This window comes from Polaribacter sp. M10, assembly GCF_054968445.1.
The window spans coordinates 365,998-388,770 of sequence record NZ_JBSSBG010000002.1 but is presented as its reverse complement, the minus strand read 5'-3'; the positions used below and the strand labels follow the sequence as shown (position 1 = coordinate 388,770).

Here is a 22,773-nt window from a genome sequence, read left to right as displayed (position 1 = left end):
AAAACTGATATTTATCATTTTCAAAAACCCAAAACCGTATTAAATTTGTAGTATCATAATAGTATTTTTAAGTAATTGTTTTTCATATTTGAGATTGAATCTATTTTTAGTATCGGAAATTTTTTAAATAAAATCATTCTCATGCAGAAACAAAAAGACCCAAATTTTTGTTTCATTACAGTAAGCCTTAAATTATCTATATGATAATTTAGGAGGTTATGAACAAGTTTAATTATTAGAGCTTTTACTCTTAATAATTAACTGTTCTGCAAAGGGGAGATAAAGCTCCCCTTTTTTTATTTCTTATATTTTGATAAACCATCAACAAACACCAAAACAATCAAATTCAAGTAAATAGCCCACAGCTTTATACAAACTGTACACTATTTAATTAACCATATGTTCTTGATTATAAATCATACGATTAGTTAATTAACCCAATCATTATATAAACTTGTGTTTGTTTTTTATTATGCACTAAAGCAGATAAATAGAAGTTAGTATTCCAATTTTGTTACCTTCTATAATTCTTTAAACATTGTATATTAAAATGTTTAAAACTATGCGTACATAATATAAAGTATCATCGAAATAAAAAACTATTTTTAAAATCTTATTTAAGATAAAAATTACATCATCTTAAATAATACATTGCTAAACTGAATTTACCAATTATATGCGTTACAAATCGAATTCTATTTTTATCAAAAAAAAGCTAATTCATACCTCTCTTATCGCATTTACTTTTGTACTTGCTCTTTCTAAAATTATAGCACAAGAAAATATACAGTTTCATCATATAACTACAGATAATGGTTTATCACAAAGTGATATCAATAGCATTTATCAAGACAATCAAGGTTTTTTATGGTTTGCAACGCACGAAGGTTTAAATAAATACGATGGTTATAATTTTAAAATTTTTACACCCAATTCTGCCAATAATCATAGTATAAATAGCAATTTAATTTATGCACTTACAGGCGATAAAAAAGACAATTTATGGATTGGCACAACTGGTAGAGGATTAAATTACTTTAATAGAACTACAGAAAAATTTTCTCATTTTGTTGCCGATGATAAAGATGATGATAGCTTAATCAATAATCATATTACATCACTTTTAATAGATAACAATAACAGACTTTGGGTTGGCACTATAAACGGAATCGATGTGTTAAATTTAAACACCTTATCAGATAAAGTAAAATTTCAGCACTATAATTTAGAAAGAGATCCTTTTGTTTCTAAGTTTCAAGACAATTCTATAAACACCATTTTTCAAGATAGTAAAGGAGAAATTTGGGTTGGTGGTTACCAAGGTATTTTTAAGTTGATGAGAGATTCTAATGGCGAAATTTATTTTAAGCTTGTAAATAAAAATATCGGTTTGCCTAATGTTGCTGTTAAAAGTATTAGTGAAGATGTGTATGGTAGATTATTAATAGGTTCTAATTACGGCCTTTTTATGCTTAACAGAAAAAAGTCTCCTAAAATAGAAAATATTGTTAACAATATTGCTGTAAATCAAATTTTGGTAGACAATCGAAGTATTTGGGTAGGTACCAACAACGGACTTTTATACCTCAAGAATTCAAAAAAACACAAAAACCCAAAACTTGTTCACGATTTTAAATACAACCCAAACAACCCAACAAGTTTAAGTAAAAACACCATAAAATCTTTACTAAAAGACAAAGCTGGTGTTATTTGGATTGGCACAAATGGTGGTGGTTTAAATAAATTAGATTTAGAAAGAAAACAATTTAAAAATGTTAAAAAGACCTTAAACCCTACAAGTTTAAGTTACGATAAAATAAGATCGATGTTCGAAGACAGCAATGGAACTTTATGGATTGGTACAGAAGGTGGTGGATTAAATATGCTGTTAAAAGACAAAAACAAAGGTTCTTATTTAGGTTTTAAAATATATAATAATCTAAGAAATGTATTTGCTACTATAGAAATTGAAAGAAAAGGTAAAAAAATTCTAATCATTGGCTCAGAAAATTTTCCGGGTTTATATGAAATAGACATCACCCAAGCAAAAGAATACACAGACCAAGATATAAAACCTTTTAAAGATATATTTGGTAGTGTATTTTCCTTATTAGAAGATAAAGACAAAAATTTATGGATTGGTACTTATAATAATGGTATTGTAAGATGGCTTTATAATAAAGAGCGTAACAGTTATAAAAAGGATTTTTTATCTTATAATAAATTAGAAAAAAACGGAGTTCCTAGCAATATTATCAGAAATATTTTAGAAGATCGTTTTGGTAATATTTGGTTTGCAACTGCTAATGGATTGTGCAAATTAACCAAAGAAGAAAAACTAAAAAAACATCCTAAATTTGCTGTTTTTAAAAACAATCCTGAAGACCATAAAAGCATTAGTCATAATTATATTTTAGAATTATTTGAAAGTAATAATGGCGATTTTTGGGTAGGTACTTTAGGTGGTGGTTTATGCAAATATTTACCTACAGACGCCTCTTTTATCACCTATACAATAGAAGACGGATTACCAAACAACGTAATAAAAGGGATTTTAGAAGACGATAATAACAACCTATGGATATCTACAAACAAAGGAATTTCTAAATTTAATCCCACAGAAATTACTTTTAAAAATTTCGATATTAATGACGGTTTACAAAGCAACGAATTTCAAGAATTAGCACGATTAAAACGAAAAAATGGCGAACTGCTTTTTGGAGGTATAAATGGCTTTAATTCGTTTTTTCCTGATAAAATAAAAAACAATTCTTACGAGCCAGAAACTGTAATTACTAAATTTTCTATTTTTAATAAGGATGTAACTATTGGCGAAAAAATTAACGGTAGAATTATTCTAGAAAATTCTTTAAGCAACACCAAAAACCTAAAACTAAAACATAACGAAAATAGTTTTTCTTTCGATTTTTCTTCGTTGCATTTTGCATCGCCCAAAAAAAATCAATACGCCTATAAATTAGAAGGTTTTGATAAAGATTGGATTTACACTACATCCGAAAGACGTTTTGCTACATACACAAATTTACCACCAAACAGCTATACTTTTAAAGTAAAAGCCTCTAACAACGATGCCATTTGGGATTCTTCTCCATCAGAATTAAGTTTACAAATTGTACCTCCTTTTTGGGAAACCAAAATTGCCTATTTTATTTATCTATTATTAATTCTTGGCCTATTATTTTTATTTAGAAGATATACCATTATTGGCACAAACGAAAAACACAGATTAGAAATAGATCATTTAGAAAAAGAGAAAAACGAAGAGTTACAAAAAATTAAATTCGAATTTTTTACCAACATTTCTCACGAGTTGCGTACACCATTAACCTTACTAAAAGGACCGTTAAAATATCTTCAGAAAAAAGGTGCCAAATTAGATCAAAAAGTAATACAAGAGCAGTATAAATTAATGGAAAAAAATAGCGATTCTTTATTAAGAATTGTAAACCAATTGTTAGATTTTAGAAAAATTAATCAAGGTAAAACAAGGCTTGTAATGCGTAAAAGCAATATTGTTACGTTTATAAAAGAACTTTGCGAACCTTTTCAGTTTTTAATGCACAAAAACCAAATAGATTTTAAAATTAACGCACATTCTACAGCTATAATTTCTTGGTTCGATCATGAAGCGATCGAAAAAATAATCAACAATCTTTTATCGAATGCCTTTAAATTTACTCCAATAAAAGGCGCTATAACCATTGATATTTATACTGATGAAAAATACAATGGTAAAAATGTAATTATAAAAGTAGAGGATTCTGGTTGTGGTATAGAAAAAGAAAAATTGGATACCATTTTCGAAAGATTTTATATCGATAAAACCAAAGGAAAAGACAATCCTCAAGGTATAGGTATTGGTTTATCGTTTGTGCAGCAACTCACAAAATTACATCAAGGTGATATTAAAGTAGAAAGTAAAATTAACGAAGGAACCACTTTTACAGTTACACTTCCCATGGAAAGAAACGCCTACGAAAACATTCCAGAAATTACCTGTAAAAGCAGTAAAGATCCAGATTTTTTAATTCGTACATCAGAAACAAATTCATTAGCCATTAGTTTAAATGATGAAATAACAGATCTAAATATTGATAAATCTAGATCTGAAAAACCAATTCTTTTAGTGGTTGATGATAATGTAGATATTAGAGTGTTTTTAAAACAAGCTTTAGATGATGATTATATTATTTACGAAGCTCAAAATGGAAAAATAGGTTTAGAAATTGCCAATAAAATTTTACCAAATATTATTCTTACGGATGTTTTAATGCCAGAATTAGATGGAATTGAATTTTGTAAAAAACTAAAAACACAACAAGAAACCAGTCATATTCCTGTAATTATGTTAACTGCAAAACTATCGCAAGAAAGCGAAATTAAAGGATTAAAAACGGGTGCAGACGATTATATTAGAAAACCTTTTGATATAGAACTTTTAGAAGTAAAACTTAAAAACATTATTAGGCAAAGAGATCAATTAAGAAACAGATTTAAAAAAGACATTACCTTTAAACCCAAAGATGTTACTGTAACTACGTTAGACGAAAAGTTTTTACAACAAGCCATAGAAATTGTAGAAAAACACATGATGAATACAGATTTTAGTGTAGAAATGTTGGTAAAAGAAATGGGCTTAAGCAGAAGTACTTTATACCTTAAATTTAAAGAAATTACAGGTTTGTCTTCTAGTGCTTTTATTAGAAACATCAGACTAAAAAGAGCCGTTCAACTTTTTGAAAAAAGCGATTATTCTGTAAAAGAAATCATGTACATGACTGGGTTTAACACAGCTTCGTATTTTTCTAAATGTTTTAAAAAACAATTCGGAATTATACCAAGTGAATATGTTAGGCAAAATGTAAAAAAAAACAATAAAACCGAAACTACAGAGGCTTAACTTTATTAAAATCCTTAAAATCTTGTAAAAATAAAAAAACCATTTGCCTTGCTAAATTCTTAATTTAACACTTCGTTAAAAGTCTCTGTTGATCATTTTATCAGAAATGATTACTAATCGTTTTTAACAATTAAAGTATTACACTTTATACAAAAAACATCAAACAAACACTAAAAACTCAGTTATCAAAAACTAAACAAAATGCAATCAGTATTAAAAAGTGTTTTAAAAAAACATTTGATGCACTATAAAAACGATAAAGAACTTTATTTTGGTTGCAAAACAAATAATTTAGTAATTCCAATTTATCAAAATTAAAAGAGATAAACATGAAATACACTAAGGCTTTACTATTCACAGTTTTAATCATCTTAAGCTGTAAAACTAAAAAAGATGTAGAGCAACAAAAAACTGTAAAAAAACCGAATGTAATTTTAGTAATTACAGACGATCAAGGTTATGGAGATGTTGGTGCTCTTGGTAATAAAGTAATAAAAACACCTAACATCGATAATTTTTATAAAGAAAGTTATCATTTAACAGATTTTCATGTTGGGCCAACTTGCGCCCCAACTCGTTCTGGATTAATGACAGGTAGATATGCAAACAGTACAGGAGTTTGGCATACAGTTGGTGGCTGGTCTTTGTTAAGAGAAGAAGAAAAAACTTTAGCTGATATGTTTACAGAAGCTGGTTACAAAACAGGAGCTTTTGGTAAATGGCATTTGGGAGACAATTATCCTTTTAGAGCACATGATAGAGGTTTTCAAGAAACTGTAATGCATTATGGAGGTGGTGCACAACAAACTCCAGATTATTGGAATAATGATTATTTTGATGATACTTATTTTAAAAATGGTGTACCTCAAAAATACCAAGGTTATTGTACTGATGTTTTTTTTAACGAAGCTACAAAGTTTATAGAAGCTGCAAACGGACAACCCTTTTTTGCATACATCGCTACAAATGCACCTCATGGACCTTATAATGTACCCTTAAAATATTATAACTTATACAAAGATTTAAGCAATACTGTTTTAGCAGATACTCAGAAACGTTTTTATGGAATGATTACAAATGTTGATGATAATTTTGGCAAGCTTCGTAAAAAACTAAAAGAATTAAACATTGCAGACAATACCATTCTTATTTTTATGACGGATAATGGAACCTCTGCTGGATATTACAACAAAAAAGGAAAAGTTACTGGCTACAATGCAGATATGCGAGGTACAAAAGGTAGCGAATACGAAGGTGGACATAGAGTGCCATTTTTTATCCATTGGAAAAATGGAAATATAAAAACTGCAAAAGACATCAATTTATTAACTGCTCAATTAGACATTATGCCAACTTTAGCAGATTTGTGTGGCATAAAACTACCTAAAAACCACAGAAAAATTAACGGACAAAGCTTGGTAAAAATACTTAAAGGAGAAGAAAAAGAAAACAATAGAATGTTAGTAACAGATTCGCAACGTTTAAACTATCCTAAAAAATGGAGAAAATCTTCTGTAATGCAAAACAAATGGCGTTTGGTAAACGGAAAAGAATTGTACAACATTGAAAATGACCAAGCTCAAAAAGTAAATTTGGCGGATCAATACCCAGAAAAAGTTGCAGAAATGAGAGCTTTTTACGAAAATTGGTGGCAAGAAGTTTCTGTTCAATTTGATGAAGAAATTAAAATTCCTATTGGTTTGGCAGAAGAAAATCCGGTTACATTAACCGCTCATGATGTACATACAGACAAAGGCGGTTATGCTTGGAATCAAATTTATGTAAGAGAAGGAAAAGTAGGTAATGGATATTGGGCTTTAAATATTAAAAACGATGGCGATTACGAAATTTCTTTAAGAAGATATCCAATAGAAGCAGATTTACCAATTAATACAACTGTAGCAAAAGTAACTCCAGAAGAAATACCTGGTTTACAATTTACCATTCCTAAAGGTAAAAATTTAAACTACACCAAAGCAACCATAGAAATTGGGGATATAACCAAAGAAAACAGCGTTTCTAAAACCGATAAATCATCAACATTTAAAGTAAACCTTAAAAAAGGAATTGCCAATTTACAAGCCAATTTTATAAATGCAAAAGCAGAAAAAAATGTAGCTTATTATGTTTATGTTACCAAATTATAAAGAGTAAAATCAACTTAATACCTAAGAAAACATTTCATAAAAAAAGCCTATTTAATTTGTATTAAATAGGCTTTTTTGGGTGTAGAAAATTACTTTATTTTTTCTGTTTCCATACTCTAAAATATTTTACATGGTACTCTCCATCCAATCTATTGTCATCTGGTAAAGCTCCAAACCATTTGTTAGATTCGCAATTAAAATTAACCTCTAAAGGTTGATGCCAATGTGTATTTTTAGCTTCTCTAAACAAAATACCATCAATATAAAAACGAATATATTCTGGTGTCCATTCTAAACCCCAAACATGATAATCTGCTTGCAATTCTTCAGGAAAATAATACTTTTTAGTTCTAGAAAAATGCTTTTTTACATCGCCTTTATCTTTTGGAGCTCTAAACACGTGAATGTTCGAATTTAAATCGTGTCTATTGTAAACCAATCCAGGTGCATTTTCGCAAATATCAATTTCTGTCCACCAATCTTTACTAACATTTGTCATCCAAAAACCAGATACCCAAGGTGCATCCATCAATTTTACTTCTGCTTCAAAATATCCGTATAAAAATTTATTTTTACTTTTAATAAAACCTGTAGAATGTGTGTAACCTTCTGGCAATTTTTCAGCACCATGTTGGTTTACTCTAATTACCAATTCATCGTTTTCTAGTTTTACATTATCACCATGAAAAAAGGTAGGTTTTCTGCCTTTCCAACCAGGATTATTAGGGTACCAAATCTTTTCATTTATTTTTTTGGCACTAAACTCATCAGAATATTTTTTTAACATTTTCCACTTCTTTTTTTCTTTTTGATGAGAAAGAGGCAATTGATCTGTAATTCTTTTTGGTGCTGCTTTTAAATCTACAGAATCTTTATAATTTTTTGGAGGAATGGTTAAATCTTGTGCTGATAAAGAAGTTGAGATCATCAACAGAAGTAAACATGAAAATAGATGTTTCATTTTTAAATAAATTTAGTGAAACATAAAACTAACTGGTTTTTAAATCGCTTTGTACAACTATTGATTTTTTATAGAATACAGATGTTTTTTCTAGATTGTTTTCTGTTCTTTTTGCAAAAATCAATCACAAATAACAACTTTAAAAACTAACTAAAAGTTAAATTCAACAAAATCAATGATAGATAAATTAGCAATTATTCTTCAATTTTTTGATAAGAAAACCAATCAAAATTTGCGCTTTTTGCACTTGTTTTTCCTGATGAAGTTGCATACATACCAATATAAACACCGTTAAATTTTTGAGCAATTTCATCAGAAACAATAGTATAATCTTGTGTACTACCAATCTTTTTTAATGCTGTTTTATTTTCGCCATAAAAAAACTGAACATATAAACCTGTAACTTTGGCAACTAATACAACCTCTTTATTTGTATAGGATATTTTTTCAATTATTTCTGGAATAACATCACCTTTATTATTTTTTTGATGTACTTTAATTAAAGAAATCCCCTCTTTACTTTTTAATAATTGATAATTATTTCCATGACGTCTGTAAATGACCAAACCTGCTTTTTCGTTTTCTTTATTGGTTTTAAAAGCTAGTTTTGTAGCGGCTTTATAATTAAAATGACGTGTTCTTTGCGCAATAAAAGACGGATTTACAAAATCTGTAACCTCTTCTGGCCGTAGTTCAATTTCTAAATTTCCTTCTTTTAAAAGAAACCATTTTTTTTGTGGAGAACGTAAAAAATTCCATTTTAAATCCAACTCATTTTCATCAAAATTATCTACATTTTTTATTTTCTCTACAGGTGTAAAAGGTAAATTTGGCCTTTCTTGTTCTAGTTGCAACAATCCTTTACCAGGATTAAAAATAGGTGTAACTCCACTTTCTTGTTTTGTCATTTTTACTTTTGCTAAGAAAGTTTCTCTAGCCAAAGTTACAAATCCTTTTTGGTGTCTTTTGGCTAACATTACACTCCACCATTCTCCATTTTGAGTTTGCACCAAATCTGCATGACCTGTTTGCCCAATAGGATATGTTTTTTCTAAATGACGATGAGTTAAAACAGGATTTGCATGATTTGGAATGTAAGGCCCCCACAAATTTTTGCTATTAAACACAGTAATGGCATGGTATTCTCCTGTGCCACCTTCGCCAATTAACAATAAATATTCGCCATCAATTTTATACAAATGCGGCCCTTCTGCCCATCTTGCATTAGAAGCATGGCCATAGGTTAATTGTTTTTTATCACCTAATAAAACACCTTTATCAGGATCAATTTCTTGCATCCAAATGCCATTTTTGCCTGGCCAATCTTTTACAGAACCATCAACTAAACCAGCTCCTGTATAATAACATCTTCCATCATCATCCCAAAAAAGAGAAGGATCTATACCAGGAGCATCTTTTATAAACATTGGGTTGCTCCAAGGACCTGCAGGATTTTTAGCAGTTATGATAAAATTTCCTCTTTGCCCAACCATTGTTGTAATGATGTAGAATTTTCCGTTATGAAAACGTATTGTTGGTGCAAAAATTCCGTTAGAATTTCTTAGTCCATCTTTATATACAATTTGAGTTGGACGATGCAAACCATGGCCAATTTTTTCCCAATTTGCCAAATCTTTACTTTTATGAATAGGCAAACCTGGAAACCACTCGAAACTAGAATTTACCATGTAATAAGTATCGCCAACTCTACAAATAGAAGGATCTGGATAAAACCCAGATAAAATTGGGTTTTGAAATGTTTTGGGTGCTGTTTGCCCAGAAATTTTACAGCAAAAAAGAAATAAAAAAAATAGTTTTAACGCTTTAAACATCATTAGATAAAAAGTGATTTATGGTTTTAACAACAGCCAATTTAGATTTACAATTTTAGTAGCGCCCCAAATAGATTTAAAAACAACTGTAATATCATGAATACCTGTTGGATTTTCTAGCAAGTCTGTTTCTATCGTTTGCCATTTGTTCCAACCTCCAGTGTAATGTACAGGAAAAGTAGCAATTAATTTTCCTTTTGCGCCACCAATTCTAATTTCGAAACTTCCATTTCTTTGTCCGCTTGCAACTCTAGCCTGTAATTTTTTTGCAGCAGCATCACCAAAATCTACTCCGTTAAAACGAACAGTGCTCATCATTTTTGTTTCTGTAACCATCCATCCATTAGGTTCATTACCACCAACAAAACTGGTTTTTGCATTATAAATATCATTATATCTGTCTATTTGAATGGTATCACCTACAGTTGGGTTTCCAATTCCTCTTAAAGTGGGTACAACTTTTTTTATACTTCCATCTTTTTTAAAGTGCATATAATCTGCTCTCATAGAACGTAATTTACTGTATCCACTAACGCTCCACCAATGATAAAAAAGAACCCATTTGCCTTTGTATTTTACTATAGAATGATGATTGGTTCCATTATCTATATTATCCATAATTTTACCACTATACACATAAGGCCCTAAAGGATTTTTACTCATGGCATATCCAATAGTATACCCTTCATCAGCAAAAACATGCGCAAAAGTTAAATAGTAATTTCCATTATATTTAAAAGGGAAAGGACCTTCTACATAACCAGCAGGAATCCCTTGAATTGTAATTGCTTCGCCTTCAATCTCTTTCATATTCTTTTTTAGCTTGGCTCCTTTTATGGTTTTGCCACCTGCAAAGAAAATATAACCTTCTCCATCATCATCGATCATTAAACCAGGGTCTATACCTTCTATCCCTTTTATATAGTCTTTTTCCCATTTAAAAGGACCTGTAGGATTGTTTGAAACACCAACACCAATTCTTCTAAAGGATGAACCATCTTTGGGTGGTGCAGGGTAATAATAGTAATATTTACCATCTCTTTCTATACAATCTGGAGCCCACATTCCGTAGGAATTTTTCTTGCCCCAAGGCACTTCATTTTGATCTAAAATAACACCATAATCTTTCCAAGTATTGCCATTTTCTAAAGAAAAAATATGATAATCTGGCATACAAAAACGAGGGGCATCTATGCCTTTTGGAGGCACCACATCATGAGAAGGATAAATGTATAATTTACCGTTAAAAACACGAGCTGTTGGATCTGCTGTGTGCAAATGGGTAACCAATGGATTCTGGGCGTTTATTTCTTTTGCCAATAGAAATAACAATAAGATTATAATTCTTTTTTTCACTTTTAATATCGGTTTAAAAATCGGTTTTATGTTGATTAATTTGTTCTGAACTCAAATACTGGAGATGTGGATTGATTGCCAAAACTATCTTTTGTAACTACTGACCAATAATACACTGTGGCTGATTCTAAAGACAAATTATTTATTGTAGTTGTTGTTGTAGTTCCTTTTAAAGTAGTTGGAGGGTTTGTTGTTGATAAATACACTTCATATTCTTCTATATCTGCATCAATATCATTACCTGTCCATTCTAAAGATGTAGAAACATCTACTGAACTTCCCATTTTTGGACTCACTAAATCTGCTGGAAAAGGAGCATAATTTTGCACTCCATCTCCTGCATTATAAAATTTCCAAGTATCGCTTGTTGTATCTGCAGCTCCATTAGATTTTGCAGTTACAGACCAAGAATAGGGCACGCCTCTTAATAAGGCAGTTTCTATATTTGTGTTCGATGATATGAGGCTTTTAACAGTATCATCATTTAAATTTTTAATTTTTATATTATAACTGTCTGCATTTTCGGCTGTATTCCACTCAAAATAAACTTTGCTTTCTTGTTCAGAAATTACATTGCCTTGGTTGCATTCTGTGTTATTTAAAGGCAGAATTAAAACGGTTTTACCTAAAGTTATAACATCTGGACCATCTTCACCATCTCCACCTCCACAGCTAACTAAAGTGATTGAAAAAAGGACTATAAAAATATTTTTGATAGATTTTATATTTATCATTGTTTTATAATTTTAAAGTTTGAATTGATATTATTTGCTGTAACTTTTACAAAATACACGCCTGCAGAAAGCTGATTTGCATCAACCAAAATAGTGTTGTTTTGAAGCTGAAGATTATTCTGTAACACAATTTTACCTGATAATGACATTACTTGATACCTAATATTTTTAGTTTGATTTTCTGGTAACGCAATTGTAAAGCTTTCTTTTACTATAGAAGGATATACCAATACTTCATCAATAAGAATTACTTTTTCATTAAAATTACCTTGGCAATCTTTATCCGTAGAAACTTTAATGGTATTTTCTCCTGATTGTAAAGAAAGCGTAATGTTTTTTTGATCTGTAACTGTTATTATTCCGTTTAAATTAATTCTATACAAATTGCTACCAGCAAGATTTAAGGATATACTTTTTTTTGTTTTATTTACTTTGGCTGCAACAGAAAGTGCTTCTGGAGCCGTAATTTTAATGTTGTAACATTGCTTGTAATTTGCATCTGCAGTGGTGGTAATGCAAAGCGAATAATCACCAGAGGTTAACTCATTAAAAGCAACATCCGAAGTAAATGTTTTAGACAAATTTGTACCTTCTATGGCAGCTGTAAATGTTAAAGAACTTTCTTTTGATGTAATGCTAATACTTCCATTATTGCTATCAACACAAGTTTCTCCTTGAGTTTGAATGGTAAAATTATCTGCAGCAATTGTAAAAATTTCGCATCCATCTGTGTTTACAATTGTATTTCTAGGTGTGTTTGGACACAAATCTAAAGCATCTACAACACCATCTAAATCTTGATCGTCTGCAGGTAAATCTGAACATTCTTCTCCTGGCAAACCATAGCAACCTAAATCTGCAGGACCATAAGTAGGATCCCAATCTGGGCCAGCTACCCAATTTTCGCCACCAAATTCATACGCACCTACATCTGGATTATCACCAGAAAAACCATCTGTAATCCCTGTAATTATTTTACCTTGATCTATAGGAGATGCACCTGAACTTAAACTAAAATTTCCTTGACTTTCATTGGTAAAAACATCCGAAGAAACTACCATATTATTTTGTTTGTCAGATTGTGGTTCCCAATTGTCATCACTTCCTAAATTGTTCCAGACTTTTACATTAGAAAAAGCGGTGCCTTCTTTGTGCCAAGCCCCCATAACTTGAGATCCGTTCCATAAGGTATTATTGTAAATTTCTATGTCTGTACCATTCCAGTTTATTTGAATGTTTGTCCATTCTGTATTCCAAACCACATTATGATGCACTTTAAAACTTTCTGCATCGTTGTCTAAATAAATTCCTGCAGCTTTAGAAAGATCTCCTCTTGAGTAATTGTCGTGAAACCAATTGTGATGAATTTCTGTATTCTCTTGCTTACCAACTGTGTAAAAAAGTGCACAATCATCAGCAATTAAATTACTTCTAGAAATATCATTATATGCAATTTCGTTATTGGTACCACTATAATTTACACCATCTCTACCTCCTTTACTTACTTTATTATAGATAAATTTTGAGTTGTGCATACCTCTTAACACAACAGGAGCATCATAAGAACCCAACGTATTAAAATCGTGAATTAAATTATTTTTTATTGTATGATAATTACCTTTAACATTAATACCAGTTGCAGAACCAAAAGCTATTTCGCATTTTTCTACGGTGTTGTTAGAACCTTCTATTTTTACAGCTGCAACTCCTGAGTTAAAACCGGTTACAATACCTTGCGTATAAGCACCATAAAAAGAAGAAATACCATATAAAACATTGTTAGTTGTTTTGGTATTTGTTGTCCATCTTGTATCATCTTCTAAACTTATACCTCCACCAAAAACCGCTAAATTTCTAACTTCTATATACTTTTTATGTTTAAGGTTGATGGTTTCGTTTCTTCTTCTCATTTTAACATCGCCATCTGCAGGAACTGCTCCATTTGGCAGTTGTATAAAAAGTTCTTTTGTTGATGGGTTATAATACCATTCGTTTTGATAATCTAAAGCACCTTTAACACCTTCTAAATAAAAATCTCCTAAATCTGCAGGAGCATGAAACGTTCTTATCCAATCTGGATTTTTATCTAAATTAAAGTTTACTCTTCCACTAGAACTGCTTGTAATTTGAGCTTTCCAGGCAATCCAACCAGAACCAGGTTTATCGCCATAAAACCAAACAGCACCATCTGTCCAGTTGATATTGGGTATAGAACTTTCTGTTAAATAAGCATTGTTGATTACTGTAGAAGCACTACCTCCAGAATTTCTTATCGAATTTAAAGCAAAAGCATCTTGATCTGTTTTATTTGGCCATCTTGCTAAATCTAAAGCTGTTTCTTGATGCATTACAAAATTTTGTTGCCCTAAAGAATTAAAAGGTATTGTAGTTTTATAAATAGCTCCACTTTCTTGAGACCAGCCAGATAATGATTCCATTGCAGAAATAATTACTCTTTCTCCTGGATAAGATTGAAAAATAATAGGATTACCTGCAGTACCAGAATTTGCTGGCGTTAATGTTTCTTCGTAAGTACCTTCTCTTATATAAACAACATCGCCTGCAACTGCTATACTTGCTGCTTTAGAAATGGTAAGCAAAGGACTTTCTATAGTGCCTGAATTAGAATCATCTCCATTTTTAGCCACATAAATATCTGTTGCACATATTTGTAAGCAGAATAGTATGAAAGGAATTAATATTAAATTTTTGTATTTTTTTAATTTCATAATTTGGTTTTATTAATTATTTCTTTGCCTTTTGTTTTTTAGAATACGATGCAAACAAATTTAAAGTAGAATAAAATTGATATTAAAAACAAATGGATTATAGAGTATAACGAATGTGTTTTATTGCTATTTTACCAAGACATTTTAGAGAATTAGATTACTAAAAATGCTGCTTTAATCTATGTAGAAGAATTGTTTTTTAGTACTGTTGATAAGAAAACCCAGAAAATAAAATTCTGAGTTTCGATAATGAACAAATGATAAAATTTACTTATTGCTTGACAATTTTTCTTAAAAGACCATTATTGCCTTTTACTATATAGATACCACTATTTAACTCAGAAATATTAAGAGTAGCATTTACATTCTTAAACCTTTTTACTTCTTGACCAATTGCATTGTAAATTGAAAAAGTAGTTGCTTTTTCTAAACCAGAAATATTTATTTTACCTGTTGTTGGGTTTGGAAAAAGTTTAACATCTTTAAAAAGGGGTTCGTCTACGCTAGCTGTGGCACTTGGGTCTACGTGAATAAAACTAGCCCCAGGATTGGTTGGAGTAAAATTAACATCTACTGCAGGTTCTGATATCCAAGATAAATCTGCCCACGCTTGATTTCTTACTGTAAACCTTAATTCATAATAATAAGTTGTAAACCCATCAGGTGCTGGATTAGGATTTGCTGCTAATAACTCTTCGTTTGTCATTAAATTGCCATCTCCATTTACAATAGCTGCTGGTAAAGAACCTATTGTTATGGTTGATGTTAAATCTGTACCTGCTGGTAATGGATCTTTATTAAAATCAGAATCTCTCCATTGTTGAGACCATTTTCCGCCTGAAACTGTCCACAAAGTTACTTCTATTGCACCAGCAGCAATTTCTAGATCTGAACTGTAAGTAATAGACACATCTAATGAATTAGAAGCATTATAAACTTCATCTTTAACAGTAAACGCTAAAGCATCTTGTGCATAATTAATTGTTGAACCTGCAACTATTGCAATACATAAAAGTATTTTTTTCATCATATAAGAATTTAGTTAAGTTAATACCTAGCCAAATTATCTAGAAAAGCAATAATCCTTTTATTTTTATGGGTTTTTAGCTAATACGTATGGTTAAAAACTATTCTTCTTTTAAAAATTTTTAATCTATTGTTATTAGTAGACACAAAATACCAGTTTTACCTTTTAGTAATTTTATTTTTTAAAGGTCTTTTTACATTAAAAGAAACTTTAAAAATCATTTTCTATATAACTAGTGTTTTTTATATCATTATTTGTTGTACCCATCATTAAAAATAGTAAAGGAGGTAACTGCTCTTAGTGATTTAATTCTAAAAAAAGCATTAAAAAAGCCCACTTGAAAACAAGTAGGCCTAAAATTCAAAAAAATAAACAAATTAATCTACTCTATACAAAGACACATCATCCATAAGAACAATTGTACCTGCAGCTTCTTCTAAAGGCCTTAATACTTGCCAATAATTTCTTTCTAAAGAAGTATTTCCAACTGTAGAAAAATCAAAAGAAAACTTTGTCCAACTTGTTGTAATAACACCTGTACCTAAACTTGCATGTGCCCAACCAGCTGCAATTGATCTAAAATCGAGGTTAATACCATCTACAGAGCCTTTCATCCAAACACTTAATCTATAAGTGCCTTCTTCTACTGGCACATAACCTCCTGTATTTAAAATATAACCATCTTTAATACCATCTAAAGTTATTTGCAAACTATGATTACCACTGTGTTTATCTGTATCTATAACAGCATAATCTTGTGGATTGTTACCCCAACTATTTGCCCAATTACCCCAACCAACACTTGGGAATCCTCCAGGGCCATCTTCTTCGAAACCTGGATTTTTTGATGCCAATAAATTAACCACAGTATTGGTTATTGGAAAACTTACAAGCGGGCCAAACAACTCGCCACTTGGTGCAAAGAAAGTATCATCAAAAGACAAAGTAATTACTTGATTATCTACAACTGGTGTTGATAAATTTAAAATTAAGGTATTTGGATCTGTAGCATCTACTTCTACAGATGAAACTGCAGTTGCAACACCATCAACAGTAACTGTGTAACTAGTTGCATCTGGTGCACTAACGGGTACTTCATAAGTTAAACGGATATTAGAACCTAAACCCGCTAATCTAGTTGTTATTGGCGAAATTACTTTTGCATCTACAATGGTTATAAAATTATTTTTTATAGTAACAGCATCGTGGCTTGGTGACTCTCTATGCACTGTAAGTTTAACCGCAAAAGTACCAGTATTTGGATATGTGACTACCGGATTTTCTGCTGTACTAGTTTCTGGCACACCGCCTTCGAACTCCCAGAAATAAGAATCAGCTGCTTGAGCATCTTCCCATTTAGAAGCTGTATTTTGAGAAAGGTTTGTAAACTGTATTTCGGAACCATAAAGCACTGCATTACTACTTGCACTAAAATCTGAAGTTACTAAAGGATACACTTCTACATTAAAATTGTGATCTTTTATTTCTCCATCTGTATCTACAATTTCTATTGATGTATTAAAAATACCATCAGAATTATAAGTAACATCTACTATTTCTTGATCTGATGTAGCAATATCACCACCTTCAAACGTCCATTGTCTAGATGAAACATACTTAGAAGAATCTGTATAGGTAATTGTTTCTCCTTTATTAATCAGTAAGTTATTTGCAGTTGGCTTTAATGTTATTTCTTTAAGGCCTTCTCTTAAATTAGATTCTTCTTCGCAACTGAATGCAAACATTAAAGCAACAAAGGCTAAAAATGGAAAACCTAATTGTATTTTGTTTTTATATTTTTTCATAATTTAAACTGTTTTAAGGATTTAATAACCCGGATTTTGAACTAAATTAGGGTTCAACTGCATTTCTGAATCTGGTATTGGCCATCTTATTTCATGGTCTTGATAATTTACACCAGGGTTACCTGCATTCCACCAACCAGATTCGTTAATACCAAGAATTGCTTCTTTGTACTTACCAAATCTTACCAAATCGAAACGTCGCCAACCTTCAAAACAAAGTTCTTTTCTTCTTTCTAATAAAAGTTCTTCAGCATTAGCTTCTTGAGATCCTAAAACCATATCTGGCACAGCATCTGGTACAGCTCTTACTCTTGCTCTAAGCCTATTAACAGTCATGTCTATTACAGCCTGAGTTAATTTACCTTGTCCGTTTAAAGCTTCTGCATACAACAATAAAACATCTGCATATCGTATATAAGGATTATCGAAAGGAGTATCGTTTGCATAGGCATTTGGTTTTTCTGCATGCCATTTCCAACCTCTCCAGGCGCCCTCGTTTGCAGGCCAAGTATTTGGGTCTGTTGCAGCAGCTTCTTCAGGATAAACATCATTAGCATTATGCACTGCAATATTGTTTCTTAAACGTAAATCATCTCTATCATAACTTCTTTGAAACTCGTGATTGATATAACAAGTACCCCAGCCTCCACCTTCGTTTACACTTCCATTTGGCCCGTAAAAAGTACTTAAGTTTCCACCTTCTCCAACACCTGGTCCGTTCATAGAAAAAGACATAATCATTTCTACACTTTGCTCATGTTCTAAATCGAAAACTTCTGCATAATTTGGCAATAAATCATAAGTACCACTTGTAATTACTTTGTTTAAAGCGTTTTCTGCTAAAGCAAACTTATCTGTTTGATTTAAAGGAAAACCTGTCATTTGCAAGTACACTTTACCCAATAAAGCATTTGCAGCTCCTTTTGTAACTCTACCTCCACCTTGTTCTTCTGGTAAATATGCCTCTGCTTCTATTAAGTTTTGTACTATAAAATCGTATACTTCTGCAGGACTAGCCTGAGTTACTTCTAAATTATTTAAGCTAACTGTTTCAGTAGTTACTAAAGGAACATTTTCAAAAGCATTTACTAAGGCAAAATAGGTTGCAGCTCTAATCCATTTGGCTTGGGCAACAATATAATTTTTGTCTTCTGTTTCTATTTGATCTGAAGTCATTGCGCTTACACGATCTACTACACTATTTGCAATATTTACAGCTTTGTATAATTGCCTCCACATGCTTGAAATTGCACCCATTGATGGAGAAACTTGTTGCAAATACATTTCTTTTCTACCTGCTCCACCCCAACCAGGTACTACAACTTCATCAGTAGCAATTGTACCCCAGTGAATTGCAAAAGGTTCTACACCACTACCACCAGAACCTAAAAGATTATGAATAGCATCGTAAGCACCCACTAAATAAATTTCTGCACCAGCTTTATCTACTAAAAGAGCATCTGGATCTACAAAAGTAGATGGGTTTTCTTTCAGGATATCATCACTACAGGAAGTAACAAGAGAAAATGTTACCAACAATAGCAAAATTGTTTTAAAATTTGTTTTTATTTTTATCATGTCTTTTTGTTTTTTATTTATTAAAATCCAACATTTAAACCTAACCTAAACGTTCTTGCTCTAGGATATGAATCTGAATCTAAACCTGGCGTTAATTGGTTATTACCAACACTAACATCAGGATCGAAACCTGTATATTTTGTAAATAAGAAAGCGTTATCTACAGCACCATAAAACCTTATTGATTTTAATCCCATTTTATCTGTTGTTTCTTTTGGTAAATTATAGCCTAGTGTTATGTTTGCTATTCTTAGGTAAGAACCATCTTCTATAAAGTGAGAGTATGTGTTACCACCAATACCAGCATCACCATAACCCCAAATACCTGCTACATCTGTGTTTGGGTTTTCGGGTGTCCAACGATCTGCTTGGGTACCATATTTATTAAAGTAAGGAATTGCTGTTGCCTCTCCTTTATCACGATTTTTGTTATAAACATCATTACCATAAGACCATTGTGCAATAACAGTTAAATCGAATTGTTTGTACCTAAGATTATTAGTGAAACCACCAAAATGTTTCGGTACTGTTCTACCAATAATAGTTCTGTCTTCTGCATCTACATTTCCATCTCCATTTTGGTCTACAAATTTTGGCATTCCTGGACGATAATTGTCTAAATTACCAACACCAGAAGAAGTAACTACGCCATCTTTAAGCGTATAAGTTAAATCGTAATAAGGTAAATTTTGATCTAATGCATCTTGTCTCATTTTAGCTGCAGCTTCTGCATCACTTAAACCATCAAAAGCAACAAAATCTGCATAATTGTAAACACCTTGTACCTCGATACCAAATATTGATCCTAAAGGCTCACCTACTCTAACTATATAATCGTTTGTAATTTGATTAGAACCTGTTGCAGTAACAAAAAACTCTTCTGCATCACCCAAATTGGTTACTTTATTTTTATTAAAACTGATATTAAAATTAGAAGTCCAAGAGAAATCTTCGGTATCAATATTTACGGTATTTAAAGAAAATTCAAAACCTTTATTAGTCATAGAACCAATATTTTGAAAAGAAGTTTCGAAACCAGAAGTTGTTGGTAGTGGTCTTGCTAATAATAAATCTGTAGTTTCTTTTTCGTAATAATCTATTTCCATAGAAATTTTACTATTGAACAGGCCTAAAGAAATACCTGCATCTAATTGAGAAGTTGTTTCCCAAGTTAAATCTGGATTTGACAATTGATTGATAGCAACTCCTGTAGTTAAAGAACTACCATTAAAAATGGCACTAGCTAAATTAGCTCTAGCTAAAGATCTATAAGAACCAATTGAAGCGTTACCAGTTTCTCCATAACTTGCTTTTATTTTAAGATTACTGATTATTTTATTGCCTTTTAAGAAGTCTTCGTTAGAAGTTTTCCAAGCAATACCAGCAGAAGGAAAGAAACCCCATCTACCACCTTCTGCAAATCTTGAAGAGCCATCATAACGTCCGCTTATGTTTAAAGTCCATTTATCAGAAAAATCATATTGAATTCTTGCTAAATAAGATTTTAAAGTACTATCAGAATAATCGGATCTAGAAGGTAAAGTTACTTCTGCTGTGCCTAAATTATCGAGATTAATATTTGGCAAATTAAAGCCTGTAGAGGCTGTTACTAGATTTTCGTAAGAACCTTGTTGTTGCTCATACACTGCAGTTACATTAAACGTATGTAATCCAAAGGATTTTCGCCAATTTAAATTCTGCTCTACAGTTAAGCCTTTCCCTAAACCAGTACCTACAAAAGCTCTACCATTTGCAGACTGACCCCAACCAAATTTTTCTGAAAAATATCGTTTACCCTTACTACCAAACATATTTAATCTGATAGAAGATTTAAACGTTAAATGATCTGTAACTTTATATTGTACATAGGCATTGCTATACGTATTGTATCCTATTCTTCTATTGATGTCGTTTTCTAAGATTAAATTTGGATTAGAAACATCGCCATTTCTTAAAGAAACAATTCTTCCATTTTCATCGTATACGGCATCATCATACTGTGTTAAACCTTGAACAGGACTGAATAAAACAGCTTGTGTAATAACACCAGATCTACCATTTCCGTTTTCTGTAGCTGCAGAAACAATACCTCCACTTTGGTTGTAACCAACATTTACACTAATCCCTGCTTTTAACTTATCAGAAATATTTTGATCTACTCTAAAATTACCAGAATATCTTTCATAATCTGTAGTTTTTATAATTCCTTCTTGATTTAAATATGCAAAAGAAGCTGAATATGATGTTTTATCTGTACCACCACTTGCAGCAATTTTATAATTGGTTGTAATGGCTGTACGTGTAATTTCGTCTTGCCAATCTGTTAATATAACTCTTGAATCATTTAAATCTATTGGATTACCAAATTGATCTCTATACGCTCCCATAAACTGGTTGCCTTCTACATTCGGATCCCAAGGAGTATACTCTAATCTATAATCTACAAATTCTTGAGCCGTTAATAAATCTAACTTATTAGAGATAGTTGAGAAACTAGTAAAGGTTTCAAAACTTAAATTTGCACGTCCTTTTCTACCTCTTTTTGTGGTAATTAGAATAACCCCATTTGCCCCTCTAGAACCATAAATTGCAGTTGCAGAAGCGTCTTTTAAAATTTCTATAGACTCAATATTACTTGGATCTATATTTGCTAACGGACTTGTACTACTATTTCCAATTCCTAAGCCTGTACTTTGTGCTGTACCTTCTATTGCAAAACCATCAATTACGTATAAAGGATCGCTACTTGCATTAATAGAAGTACCTCCACGAATTCTAATTTTAGAACCAGCACCTGGACCACCTTCAGACGAAACCACCTGAACACCAGAAGCTTTTGCAGCTAAAGTACCTTCAAAAGAAACTGGTTTTACTTTATCTAAATCTTCGGTTTTAAGTGATACAACTGCACCTGTTAAATCTTTTCTTTTAACACTACCATAACCAATTACTACAATTTCATCTAATTTTGCTACGTCTTCGGATAACGAAACGTTTATTTTATTTGATGTACCAACTGTAATTTCTTTTTTTACAAAACCGATGTAAGTAAACACTAAAACATCTCCTGGTTTAGCAACAATTGTGTAGTTTCCATCAAAATCTGCGGTAACTCCCACTTTTGTACCTTTAACAACAACACTGGCACCTGGCAGTGGTTCTCCTCCAGAAGAAACTGTACCCGTAATATTTTGTAATTGAGCATGGGCTGCTCCAAATGACATAAGGCAAATTAAACAAACAAAAAATGTCTTTAACCGCCAGTAAGCAAGTAAATTAAGCTTCATATTATTATTATTTAAATTAGTTGAAACAAAATTTGAAATTTGTTAATAAAGAACTAATGACATATGGATAATTTACTATTACATATGATTTTGATAAAAATACATCCTGTTTTTAGGTTTATATTTAAAAAATTAATATTTATTTCAATAAACTGCCAAAACGCACATTTTAGAAGGCTCAGTAATTACTTTGCACATACATAAGTCTACATACGTTTTATAATTTTACCCATTTGTTTTAATACATAAAATTTTAAAAATTAATTTTTAGGAAGAGGAAATGAAATTCAATTGAACTCTAAAATCAACAAAATTGAACACTAAACACAGAGTATTAATATTAGATTTTTTTTATTGATGTAATTATAAAAGAAACAAGAATTTATGCTGATATTC

11 protein-coding genes are annotated in these 22,773 nt (G+C 31.2%); 2 read left to right on the top strand and 9 right to left on the bottom strand.

The genetic code is table 11. From position 1 onward, the window contains the following. Positions 1–676: 676 nt before the first annotated feature. Positions 677–4,921 (top strand): hybrid sensor histidine kinase/response regulator transcription factor, encoded by a 4,245-nt coding sequence (locus tag ACWYN7_RS04280; RefSeq protein WP_462858611.1) that lies wholly within the window; start codon positions 677–679, stop codon positions 4,919–4,921. 329 nt (positions 4,922–5,250) lie between these two features. Beyond that, complete coding sequence (locus ACWYN7_RS04275; RefSeq protein ID WP_462858610.1) at positions 5,251–7,068, top strand: arylsulfatase; 1,818 nt, start codon at positions 5,251–5,253, stop codon at positions 7,066–7,068. Positions 7,069–7,162: 94 nt separating this feature from the next. Here the strand turns inward: ACWYN7_RS04275 and ACWYN7_RS04270 are convergent, their stop codons facing one another. The 9 genes from ACWYN7_RS04270 to ACWYN7_RS04230 form a co-directional block, all read right to left on the bottom strand. Next, on the bottom strand, positions 7,163–8,029 hold the full coding sequence (locus tag ACWYN7_RS04270; RefSeq protein WP_462858609.1) for a family 16 glycosylhydrolase: 867 nt from the start codon (positions 8,027–8,029) through the stop codon (positions 7,163–7,165). Positions 8,030–8,223: 194 nt separating this feature from the next. Further along, positions 8,224–9,864 (bottom strand): glycoside hydrolase family 43 protein, encoded by a 1,641-nt coding sequence (locus ACWYN7_RS04265; RefSeq protein WP_462858608.1) that lies wholly within the window; start codon positions 9,862–9,864, stop codon positions 8,224–8,226. A gap of 15 nt (positions 9,865–9,879) precedes the next feature. Then, positions 9,880–11,217: a family 43 glycosylhydrolase gene (locus ACWYN7_RS04260; RefSeq protein ID WP_462858607.1), complete on the bottom strand. Its 1,338-nt coding sequence runs from the start codon at positions 11,215–11,217 to the stop codon at positions 9,880–9,882. A 35-nt stretch (positions 11,218–11,252) separates the two neighbouring features. Beyond that, positions 11,253–11,951, bottom strand: coding sequence for a hypothetical protein (locus ACWYN7_RS04255; protein WP_462858606.1), 699 nt, complete (start codon positions 11,949–11,951; stop codon positions 11,253–11,255). After that, positions 11,948–14,680: a T9SS type A sorting domain-containing protein gene (locus ACWYN7_RS04250; RefSeq protein WP_462858605.1), complete on the bottom strand. Its 2,733-nt coding sequence runs from the start codon at positions 14,678–14,680 to the stop codon at positions 11,948–11,950. The genes ACWYN7_RS04255 and ACWYN7_RS04250 overlap by 4 nt, the downstream gene beginning before the upstream one ends. A 271-nt stretch (positions 14,681–14,951) precedes the next feature. Beyond that, the gene (locus ACWYN7_RS04245) at positions 14,952–15,707 is read right to left on the bottom strand and encodes a T9SS type A sorting domain-containing protein (RefSeq protein WP_462858604.1); all 756 of its coding nucleotides are present in this window, start codon (positions 15,705–15,707) and stop codon (positions 14,952–14,954) included. A gap of 377 nt (positions 15,708–16,084) precedes the next feature. Beyond that, positions 16,085–17,512, bottom strand: coding sequence for a SwmB domain-containing protein (locus ACWYN7_RS04240; protein ID WP_462858603.1), 1,428 nt, complete (start codon positions 17,510–17,512; stop codon positions 16,085–16,087). Between the two features lie 21 nt (positions 17,513–17,533). Then, positions 17,534–19,090 carry a RagB/SusD family nutrient uptake outer membrane protein gene (locus ACWYN7_RS04235; protein WP_462858602.1) on the bottom strand — a complete coding sequence of 519 codons (1,557 nt, stop codon included), beginning with the start codon at positions 19,088–19,090 and terminating at the stop codon, positions 17,534–17,536. A gap of 20 nt (positions 19,091–19,110) precedes the next feature. After that, positions 19,111–22,314, bottom strand: a complete 3,204-nt coding sequence (locus ACWYN7_RS04230) for a SusC/RagA family TonB-linked outer membrane protein (RefSeq protein WP_462858601.1) — start codon at positions 22,312–22,314, stop codon at positions 19,111–19,113. Positions 22,315–22,773 lie beyond the last annotated feature (459 nt).